At 30.2% G+C, this 11,691-nt stretch carries 6 protein-coding genes; 1 reads left to right on the top strand and 5 read right to left on the bottom strand.

Features of this window, described 5'->3' with window-relative positions:
* Positions 1-43: 43 nt before the first annotated feature.
* Entirely contained in the window at positions 44-6,940 is a 6,897-nt protein-coding gene (locus tag U472_RS04320; protein ID WP_068715875.1) for a non-ribosomal peptide synthetase, read from the bottom strand.
* A gap of 384 nt (positions 6,941-7,324) precedes the next feature.
* On the opposite strand from U472_RS04320, the gene U472_RS04325 reads away from it, so the two are divergent.
* The gene (locus tag U472_RS04325; RefSeq protein WP_068715877.1) at positions 7,325-7,726 is read left to right on the top strand and encodes a nuclear transport factor 2 family protein; all 402 of its coding nucleotides are present in this window, start codon (positions 7,325-7,327) and stop codon (positions 7,724-7,726) included.
* Between the two features lie 148 nt (positions 7,727-7,874).
* Here the strand turns inward: U472_RS04325 and U472_RS04330 are convergent, their stop codons facing one another.
* The 4 genes from U472_RS04330 to U472_RS04345 all read right to left on the bottom strand — a co-directional run bounded on the left by U472_RS04330 (position 7,875) and on the right by U472_RS04345 (position 11,614).
* Positions 7,875-8,561, bottom strand: a complete 687-nt coding sequence (locus U472_RS04330; RefSeq protein WP_083189747.1) for a 4'-phosphopantetheinyl transferase family protein — start codon at positions 8,559-8,561, stop codon at positions 7,875-7,877.
* A gap of 27 nt (positions 8,562-8,588) precedes the next feature.
* A complete protein-coding gene (locus tag U472_RS04335) occupies positions 8,589-9,341 on the bottom strand; it encodes a fumarylacetoacetate hydrolase family protein (RefSeq protein WP_068715879.1) in 753 nt (250 codons plus the stop codon).
* Between the two features lie 41 nt (positions 9,342-9,382).
* Positions 9,383-10,636: a YihY/virulence factor BrkB family protein gene (locus U472_RS04340; RefSeq protein WP_068715881.1), complete on the bottom strand. Its 1,254-nt coding sequence runs from the start codon at positions 10,634-10,636 to the stop codon at positions 9,383-9,385.
* Between the two features lie 246 nt (positions 10,637-10,882).
* Positions 10,883-11,614 carry a hypothetical protein gene (locus U472_RS04345; protein ID WP_068715883.1) on the bottom strand — a complete coding sequence of 244 codons (732 nt, stop codon included), beginning with the start codon at positions 11,612-11,614 and terminating at the stop codon, positions 10,883-10,885.
* Between the last annotated feature and the right edge of the window lie 77 nt (positions 11,615-11,691).

Genomic DNA, 11,691 nt, shown 5'->3' on the forward strand with positions numbered 1-11,691 from the left:
ATGATTTAAATCATTATTCCCCTTTTTTAATATCCTTTTAAAACTATTTATGTTCAATATATCCAATACCTTGACAATAATCCAGAAGTCTTCTTATATATTCTGAATCAATTTTAGGCCAAACAAAACCTGCCTTCTCTAAAGCCTTCACAGTAAACGTAGTATCCATCTTTTCTTGAGTACCTTCTTCAATAAAGTTATGAACACCAGCTGCTAGATCGTTAAATAATGTACTTAACTCTCTTTCAAAATCAGAATTTTTAATTCGATTAGAAATCAAATTATAAAATTCTTGGTCATCTACTTCTTCTATCAAATAACCTGCTTTATTAATGCCACTAATGAACTCTCTCATAGGAATCAAATTGGCATTCATCATATGGAAGTTATATCCTATAGACTCTTCCCATAAAATCAACTTGACCATAGCTTCGCTACATGTATCTACTGCCGTAAAGTCACTTCTATAATCCATATAAGAACTTGGTGCTTTAGCAAGAGAAATTAAACCTTTAGTATTGTTATAGAATCTATTTTCAATGATATTCTCTTGGAAGTGTCCATCTTCATATCTCCCAACTAAAAGACCAATTCTGTAAATGGAAGCCTTTAATCCCTTATTTCTAGCTTGATATACTACTCTTTCTGCCTCAAATTTACTCTTACTATAAACATCAGTCATAAAGTTCTGCCCAATATTAAAGTCACTTTCTTTAAATTTTCCTTTTCTACCCCCTTCACCGACGATGCTTATAGTGGAGGTATGATGAAACTTTTTCTCTTTACCCACCAAACAGAAGTCTACCAATCTTTGAGTACCAAAGACATTAATATTTGCAAACTGTTCATACTTTCCATAATGCCTTACATCTGCTGCAGAATTGATAACTGTATCAATCTTATTAGCTAATTCTTGATAAAGCTCATCTTCAATTCCTAAGTTATCCTTAGTTAAATCCCCTTTAATAGCAATAATTCTATTATCTAAATATCTATCTAGTTTTTCACCAAAATAAAAATTTAACCTCTTCTTTAATCTAAGCCTAGGTTTATCATCATTCTTATCCCTTAACAAACAATAAATAGTTGCATCAGTTTCAGTAATAAGGTCTCTTAATACATGAGAACCTAAAAAACCAGTAGCACCTGCTAATAATATATTCTCTGGATTAGCCTTAGTAATAGATAATTTATCAAAAGCTGCCAAATCATATTCTTCCATTGAAACTTCCTCTAAGTTGTCTTCTAAAGAGACTGAAACCTCCTCTAAAGCAGACATTACTTCTTCTAAACCTCTCTCTTTTATCTGTTCAATCTTCTCTGCTAACTCCTCAATTGTTGGTGTGGAATAAATCTCTCCAATAGGAATTAAAACCTCACACTCCAATTGAATCAGCTGCATCATTTGTATTACTGATAATGAACTTCCACCTAAATCTAAAAAGCTATCCCTGATTCCTATCTTATCTATTTTCAATATTTTCGCCCAAATTTCAACTAACTTCTTCTCTAATTGGGTACGTGGAGCCATATATTTTACTCCAGTATCTATCTCTGCATTAGGCTCTGGCAATGCTTTTCTATCTACCTTACCATTATGGTTAAGAGGCATTTGATTTAGCTGGATAAAGTATGATGGAATCATATAAGTTGGAATCTTCTTCTCTAAATAAGAACGAATCTCTTTAATACTTAATTCTTTCTCCTTAATAGGTATAATATAAGCAACTAAACGTTTATCTCCAGAACCAAAATCCTTGGCTAATACTACAACCTCTTTAATTTCAGGGTGCTTTAGTAGAGCAGACTCTATCTCACCTAACTCTATTCTAAAACCTCTAATTTTAACCTGATGGTCTATTCTACCTAAATATTCCATATCACCATTACTTAGTAATCTGGCTAAATCTCCTGACCTATATAATCTCTCATCTGGATTATATGGATTAGTAACAAACTTCTCATTAGTCAGCTCTTCTCGATTTAAATAACCTCTGGTTACTCCCTCACCACCAACACATAACTCTCCTGGTACTCCTATTGGCTGTAATTTCAGATTTTCATCCATAATATAAGTAGTTAATGTTGGAATTGCTTGACCTATATTACTTACCCCTAGCTCTATCTCCTTCATTGTTATCTCTTTAAAGGTAACATGAACTGTTGTCTCTGTAATTCCATACATATTGATTAACTTAGTTGCTGGGTACTTCTCTTTCCACTCCTGTAACCTTAATGGGCTTAATGCTTCCCCACCAAAGATTACATATTTTAAGTTTAAGTCTTTATCTTCATGGGTTAGTTCTTCATTGATTAGATTATAAAAGGCAGATGGAGTCTGATTTAATACAGTTACCTGTTGGTGATTTAATAAATCTCTAAATTTCTTAGTATCCCTTGCTATACTCTTAGATACTAAAACTAATTTACCACCATATAATAAAGCTCCATACATCTCCCAGACTGAAAAGTCAAAACAATAGGAATGGAACATAGTCCAAACATCATTACTGTTAAAATCAAATTGAAATTTATCATTAAATAACAATCTAACTAAATTTCTATGCTCTACCATTACCCCTTTAGGCTTACCAGTAGTTCCTGAGGTATAGATAATATAAGCTAAATCATTGGGATTATTTATATTTTCTAGATTGCTACTATCACCCTGATAGATACTCTTATCATCTAGATAGACTCTTTCTTGGTTAAAGTCTACTACATCTTTTAAGTTACTGGTAGTTAACAAGATAGCTGTCCCACTATCTGCTAAAATATAATCTATTCTATCCTGAGGATAAGTAGGATCAATTGGTACATAAGCTCCCCCTGCTTTCAGAATTGCCATAATACTAATTATCATCTCTAAAGAATCTTCGACCAATATTCCTACTAAATTATCTGGTCTTACTCCTTTAGCCCTTAGTCTTCTAGCCAGTTGGTTTGATTTTCGATTCAATTCTTGATAGGTTAATTCTTTATCCTCAAATACTACTGCAATACTCTCTTTATTATTATCTACCTGCTCTTCAAAGATTTGCTGGATTGTCTTCTGCTGTGGATAATCAGCTTGAGTATCATTGAATTTACTTAATAATTCTTCTTTTTCTTTATCAGATATCATCTCTATTTCTGACAACTTAATCTCTGGATTCTCTACAACCTCTTTGATGATATTAATTAAGTGATTAGAGAAACGCTCTATAGTCTCTTGCTTAAATAAGTCAGTACAATACTGTAAATCAAATTTAATTCCTTCTTCTTTTTCTACCCCTTCTAACAATATATCAGCCTTGGCATTATTATATCTAAAATCAATAGGTGTTACATCCAAACCACCAAATTGCATCTTTTCTAAATTAATACTCTGTAAGACAAAGGCTACATCAAAAAGAGGATGTCTACCTAAATCTCTTTTAATATCCAACTCATCAACTAAATCTGCTAGTTGATAATCTAAATTCTCATAAGCCTTTAATGCTTTATCTTTTACTTCACTTAGAAACTCTCTAAAGCTTTTATTAGCACTAGGATGATTTCTTAAAGCAAGAGTATTTACAAACATTCCAAATATATTCTCTAAATCAATATGAGGTCTTCCAAACATAGGAGAACCAACTATAATATCTTCATCACCTGTGTATTTGTATAATAAAGTATTATAAATAGCAAGTAAACCCATATATAAGGTTGTATTATTCTCCTTTACTAGCTCTTTTAATTTATTACTTATATCTTTATCAAGAGTAAAGGTAATATTTTCTCCTTCATAACTTTTAACCTTTGGTCTTGGATAATCAGTTGGCAGATTAAGTATAGGTACTTTACCTTCAAATTCATTCAACCAATACTCTTTCTGTCTCTCTATTAAGTCATTATTATCAAGTTGTTTTCTTTGCCATACTGCATAGTCTTTATAAGTCTTCTCTAAAGGTTCTAATTCCTCACCTTCATATAACTTCTTAATCTCTTCTATCATAATCTCTAAAGAAGCACCATCCATCATAATATGATGAAGAACAATTAAAAGATAATATCTATCTTCTTCAACCTTGACTAAAGTTACTCTTAATAATGGCGCCTTACTTAAATCAAAGGCACTTCCTAATTCCTCTAATACCTCTTCAATCTCATCTTCATCTCTTTTAATATAATTAATCTTAAAAGGAACAGTTTCATGTATTTTTTGCATAAATTGACCATTAACAACTTCAAATCCTGTTCTTAAAGATTCATGCCTCTTTATCAACTGATCAAAAATTTCTTCTAATTTATTAATATTAACCTTTCCTTCTATTAACAGACCAAAAGGTTCATTATAGTTTGTACTAGCTGGATCCAATTCTGTCTCTATCATTATCCTCTCTTGAGCTGACGATAATGGATAGTATTCTCTTTCTTCTACCTGTTCTATTCCAACCTTGTCAACTTTCTCAGCCATTTCTATGTATTCAGCCAGTTGTTTTATCTGGGATCTTTGACTAATCTCTTTTAAAGAGACCTCAACACTCAACTCTTGGTAAATTCGATTAGAAAGGCTTATCAACTTTAATGAATTTCCTCCTAGAGCAAAGAGGTCATCATTCATCCCAATCTTCTCTATTCCTAATATACTTTCACAAATTCTAATTAGTTCTTTCTCCATCTCACTTTCTGGTGCTAAATACTCTACCCCTGTATCTAAGGTTCCATCAGGTTCAGGTAATCTCTTTCTGTCTATCTTACCATTTTGGGTAAGTGGCATTTGTTCTAACTGAACAAAATAAGCAGGAATCATATAATCAGGTAAATCTTCAGCCAAAAATTCTCTTAATTCAGCTATTGTAAACTCTTTATTTCCAGTTATATATCCACATAAGTAACTTACACTCCCATTTTCCCCTTTAGCTATAACTATTGCTTCCTTAATAGCAGGGTGCTCTAATAATTTACTCTGTATCTCACCCAACTCAATTCTAAATCCTCTAATTTTAACCTGATGGTCTATCCTTCCAATAAACTCTACATTTCCATCACCTAACATTCTTACTAAATCTCCTGTACGATACATCTTTCCTTCACCAAAAGGATTATCAACAAAAACTTCAGCGGTCTTTTCTGGTCTATTTAAATATCCCTTAGCCAAACCATCACCAGCTATACATAACTCCCCTGGCACTCCTATTGGCTGTAAGTTATTATTCTTGTCCAAAACATAAAGTTCTGTATTAGCCAAAGGACTTCCAATTGGTATATTGTCAGCCTTCTCATCAATTTCATTAATATAATAATAAGTAGCATAAACTGTAGTCTCTGTTGGTCCATAAACATGAATTAACTTTTCTTTTCCTAAATAATCTAATGCCTTTCTAGCATGAGGTACAGATATTCTCTCTCCTCCAAAGAGAATCTTTCTAACACCTTTTAGTGCCTCTAAGTTATTATCTACTAGGACATTAAATAAAGCTGTTGTTACAAAAAAGATTGTTATTTCTTCCTCTTTAATTAAATTAGACAGCTTATTTATCTCTAATAAGTTATCTTTACTTACCATTACTAATTTAGCACCATTTAGCAAAGCTCCGTAAATATCAAATGTAGAACCATCAAAAGCATAATTAGATAATTGGAGTATTCTATCTTCAGAATTAATATCAATGTAATTAGTATTCTTAACTACCCTACTGATATTATAATGCATAGTTAAAATCCCTTTAGGTTTTCCTGTAGTTCCTGAGGTATAAACCATATAAACAATATCATCAGGGCTATTTATATTCTCTAAATTAGATTTATCCCCTTGATACAGATTAATATCAGTTATATCTATAACCTCTCCAGTATAATCTATCTGATCTATTAACTGAGTATGCCCTACTAAAATTTGAACTTGACTATCTTCTAACATATAGTCTATTCTATCTTTTGGATAATTGGGTTCTATTGGAAGATAGGTTGCACCTGACTTTATAATTCCCCAAATTCCAACCATCATATCTAAAGAACGTTCTACCATCAAACCTACAACTTTACCTGCTTTTACTCCTCTTGCTCTTAAGCTTCTAGCTAGTTGATTAGCTCTTTCATTCAATTCTAAATATGTTAATTGCTTATCTCCTAACTTTACAGCTACTTGATTAGGATTTTTAGCAACCTGCTTCTCAAATATCTCTTGTAAAGTTTCATCCTTTGGAAAATCAGTTACTGTATCATTAAACTCATAAAGTAATTTGTTCTTTTCTTCTTCTGAAATAACTTCAATTTGACCTAAAATAGTTTCAGGTTCTTCTACAATTATTGTTAAAATATTTTTAAAATGCTCTGATAATCTTTCTATTGTTTCTTCTTTAAATAAGTTTACATTATAATTAATATTAAATTCAACTTTATTCCCTACTTCTCTTCCTAAGAATAAAATATCTATCTCAAACATTGTTGCTAGTATATCTTCAAGGTCAGCTATGTTACTATTCAAAGAAAAAATAGTACTGAATATCCTTTCACCTTCATCTAAAGCCAATTCTTCAATTAAACAATCTAACTGGTAATCTTTATTATCATAAGCCTCAGCTTTATTTTTCTGTACTTCTAGTAAAAATTCTTTGAAATTCTTACTTTCTTTGGGGTTACTTCTCAAAGGTAATAACCTATCTTCATCTGATAAATTATTATTAACAGGCAAACCTATTACTATATCATCTTGACCTGTATACTTATACAATAAAATATTATAAGCTGCAATCAATAAATCGACTAACTTAACCTTATAAAGCTCACTTAAAGAATTTAATTTAGTTACTAGTTCTTGATTTAATGTAAAATTACTAACTGCAAATTCAGAGTTTGATTCTGCTCTCATCTTATAATCTGTTGGCAAATTAAGTGTTGGAATCTCCTCCTTAAATCTATTCAACCAATATTCTTTTTGTGCTTTCATTTGATTTTCTAATACGTCTTTCATTTTTGTAGCAACCCTCCTTAATTTGTACATTGTTCAAGTTTTAATAAATATAGTAGTCGTTCACTAAATATCTAATATCTTCAATAAAAGATACTTTAGTGACTATATCCTCGAATCTATTATATTTTAACTACTAATAATTATATAATTCTGCCATTGATTTCAAAACTCCTTCTTTATTTACATAAGAATATGGTTTTATTACTATTATTTTATAATATGAGTTCAATCCTTAATTTTCTTATTTTACTAAAATCATATTTTTAATGGATATTCTACAAGGATATCTTTATTTGGTGTAGAATAGTGTAAATAGGATATAAATTTACATAACTATCATCATATTAAAAATATATCCTTAAACTAATCAATGGAGGGAAATCTATGAATGATCAGAAGAGAGATTTGGCTATTTCTAAAGTTAATCAATTTCTAGATGCACTAAAAGAAGGTGATTTAGATGGTATGAAATCAACACTACACTCAGAGGAATTCGAATGTTTAGAAAGAGGTGAAAAACTGGCAGACACTAGAAAAGACTTTATCAAAATATTTGAACATGAATTTAAGGCAGGATTAGAGTTATATAAAATAGAACTTGTAGACAAAGAAATTTCAGTATTAGATTCTGATAACAATATTAAAATTAAGGGAAGACAAGTTCATGATGTAAAAGACCCAGGTAAAACACGTGAAATACAGGAATTTATCTTTGCCTATGAATTAAAAAATATTAATGAAGAATGGTATATTAATAAGGTAATTATAGATGATATTGAAGATTAATAAGTATATAGTCTGACTATATGAAGAGTATATCTAAAATAGAATAGAATTTAATTTAATTAGATTAACTTTAGCCTGAGTTTGAGTCTAAGTAACTTCCAAGACCAATTTTTAATGGTTAACTTAAACTCAAACTCAAACCTATAACTTATATATGCTCTTTAAAATCATTGATAATTTCATTTACTGATGAAATTATCAACTCATCTTCCTGCAACTTACCCTTGACACAGCTAGCCATTTTATAATCTCTATCAATTTTATATTTTTTAAAAGTATATAAGCCACTTCTATTTTGATCTTCTAAAAAGATATTCTTATCACGATCAATTATTGTAAATTGATTTAATGGTATTGATAAGCCCATACCAACTGCTTTTATATAACTCTCTTTTAAGGTCCATAAATTATAAAAATAACTCAATTGATTATTTTTAGTCATTAATTCCTCATATTCTTTCTTTGAAAAAAATCTTTTAGCTATATTTAAATCAATTGCTTTGACTTCTTCTATATCTACACCAACTTCTCTTTCACTTATAGCACATACTACCCATCTTCTAGAATGCGATATGTTAAAATAAAGATTATCATAACCTTTCAAAAATGGTTTACCATAATTATTATTTTCAAAGATAATTTGATTATTCTTTAAATCTAGCTTCTCACAAACTAGCTTTCTGACTAAAATTTCTCCTATTATGCTATGATAAATATCTTCTTGCCTTAAAAATCTGCTGATTTTATCCTTCCTTTTTTCAGAGAGATAAGGAATTAAGCTTTTTAATCTAAAATCATCTATCTCTTCCTGTTTGACCGCATAAACCTCCAACATAATCTCTCAGCTAATCCCCCTTATGATTTATATAACTGTATTCTTTAAAATACCAATCTCTTCAATCTTTACTTCTAATTCATCTTTTACCTCTACACTACCTACCCCTGGAGGAGTTCCAGTAGCTATTATATCACCAGGCTTTAATGTCATTACTTGAGAGATAAAGCTGACTAACTCCTTAACTGAGAATATCATTTGATTAGTATTAGAGTCTTGTTTTATCTTCCCATTATGAATTAATTGAATTCCCAAATTATTAGGATCTAAATCAGTTGCTATTGCTGGTCCTAAAGGAGCAAATCCATCAAAGGACTTAGCTCTAGTCCATTGCCCATCTCTATTTTGCAAATCTCTAGCTGTAATATCATTAAAACAAGTATATCCTAAAATATGGTTCTCAACCTCTTTAGGACTTAAATCTTTAATCTCATTTTTGATTACAATAGCCAATTCTGCCTCGTAATCCACCTGTCTACTAATCTTAGGATATTTAATCTTCTTATTTGGTCCATTTAGAGCAGTTGCTGGCTTCATAAAGATAACCGGCTCTTTAGGAAGTTCCATATTCATCTCTTTGGCATGGTCTTTATAATTAAGACCTACACATATTATCTTACTAGGATTACATGGTGCAAGTAATTCAATATTCACTAAGCGGTGGAAAATATTAGTTTTCTGATAATCCCCAAAAATATCTCCTTCAAGCTCTTGTACATTATCATCCTCTAAGATACCATATTTAACCTTTTTTTCTGCTTTAAATCTAACAAATTTCATTCTACTCACCTACTTTTATTTATTTTAAATTTAAGTTTATATTAACACCCTTCGTCTAATAAATCAGTAATAGTTAAGCCTTTTAAACGCTTCCTTAATTCATCTTTTAAAGAGGCATATACTCCACAAACCTCTTCATCAGCAAATATCTCTTTAACAGATACCTCTTGCTTAAAGAGTAACAGCTCACATATCTCCCATAGAGATATTCTTTGGAGAGTAGTTATTGGAATATATCTATTCTCTTTGGTAATAGTAATCAAGTTCTCTGCCATTAATCCTTTAATATTATCCTCAATTATTTCTACAGGAATATTGATTTTATTGGCTAAGCCTTCAAAGGTTATCCCTGTTGATTTTCTATCCATAAATTCTTTACATATTACTACTAATATTGCAATAGGAATTATATTTTGAATACCAATTGTAATATCTTGAAGAGTATTAAAATGGTGCAAGTTAGACCTATTTTGAAAGACATAGCAGATAACTGCTCCTAATAATGTAATCATCCAGACTAGATATAACCAGACTAAAAAGAGAGGGATTACCGATAAAGAACCATAAATCTGACTATAGCCCACTGCATACTTGGTATAAACTTTATACAGAGTCTTAGCTAAATTGAATAAAAATCCACTAATAGAACCTCCCACAATAGCAGCTAATGGTTCTACATCTGTATTTGGAATCAGATAATATCCTACAATAAAGATTAGAAAATATGAGACAACTGAGATAAAACGAAAGATATATGTATTCCCAGTAGAGACTTCAATCAAATCAGAGCTTAGATAAGAACTAATCACAGAGATAGTCAGACTCAAAGAAAGAGTAATTAAAAAGGTACCTAAAGTAACAAAGGTCCAAAAAGCAACAAACCTCTTAAAGATATCACGGTGCTCCTCTACTCCCCAAATCTTATTAAAGGTCATTTCAATTCTAGCTAGCATAAATACAATTACTATTACTAAGGAGAAGAAGCTAATAACTCCTAATTGAGTAATATCTACATTGGTAACATAATTCTCTAAATACCTAATTACAATTTCACCAGTCCCAGTAGCTAGGTTCTCTAGAATAATTCCTTTTAAAGCATTAATTATCCTCTCCATCCCTCCAAAAATATTAAATAAGGTCATTATATAAAAAGAAAAGATTAATAATGGAACAAGTGATAATAAAGTCGTATAAACTAAACTCATAGCATTGACAAATATATCTACTGATTTGGCTTTCTGATAAACCCTCTGAGCAAATAATTTCCAATTAAAATCTAAAATCCCATCTCCCATAATACCCTCCCCTAGTTAGTGATCAGGTCTAACATAAACTTAAGTTTAAGAAGATATTCTTATATCCTTCTAAACCTTAATCTCTAAATTCACTTAATAAATCTCTATAACCATAATTTTACTATAAACTCACTTAAAATTAAAGTTGAATCTAAATTTTATCAATTAAATAAAAAGACCAGACACTTATTAGTGTCTGACCAATTATAAAAAATTATTTATTATTTTTTAGTTTATTTATAATTATTAGAACTTATACGCAAGTCCAAAAGTAAGTTCAAAACCACTAGCATCCAATTCATCTTCACCATCATCCTTTTGATCATTGTAATTACCATCTATGTAAGCTTCATCAACAGAAACAGAATCATCAAAATCCATATCTAAAGTCAATATCCGATAGTTAGCATTTCCATAAATATTAACATTTTCACTTAATGAATAACTACTTCCTATTCCCAACTTAGCACCTATTCCACTTAAATCAGCTTTCTGAGTATAATTATAACTTTCAGAATTTTCCACTTCAAACTCATATTCTCCTGTATAATAACCTAACCCACCATTAATTATTATAAATTTGTTAACTTGATACTTAGCTACCCCTGTAAACCCTTGTAAATCAATATTAATAGTAGCATCGACTTCAAAACCATCATTCTCCTTCTTATAAAGTTTACTTTTATCAGGAGAAATATTCTCATATTCGCCACCAATCTTTAATTTAGGACTAAATGTAGGTAAATCAGTATACCCTCCCAAATAAAAACCAGCTGTATTTTCAATCTCATCAAACTTATTTGACTTCAAATCAGAAGCAGAAAATGTATCCTTATTAACATTTTTAATCCAATCATTTAAATTACTAAAATCAAAAGTAGTATAAATCCCTCCACCAACAACTTCATAACCAGCAAATACAACTGTTGAACTTAAACACATTATCAATAATGCTAATAAAATAGTAAACTTTCTCATTACTTTTCAACTCCTCTTTAATATTATTTTCCCATATTATTAATTCTATAAATATAAACCACATCCTTCAAATAATT

This window comes from Orenia metallireducens (assembly GCF_001693735.1).
GTDB lineage: Bacteria > Bacillota > Halanaerobiia > Halobacteroidales > Halobacteroidaceae > Orenia > Orenia metallireducens.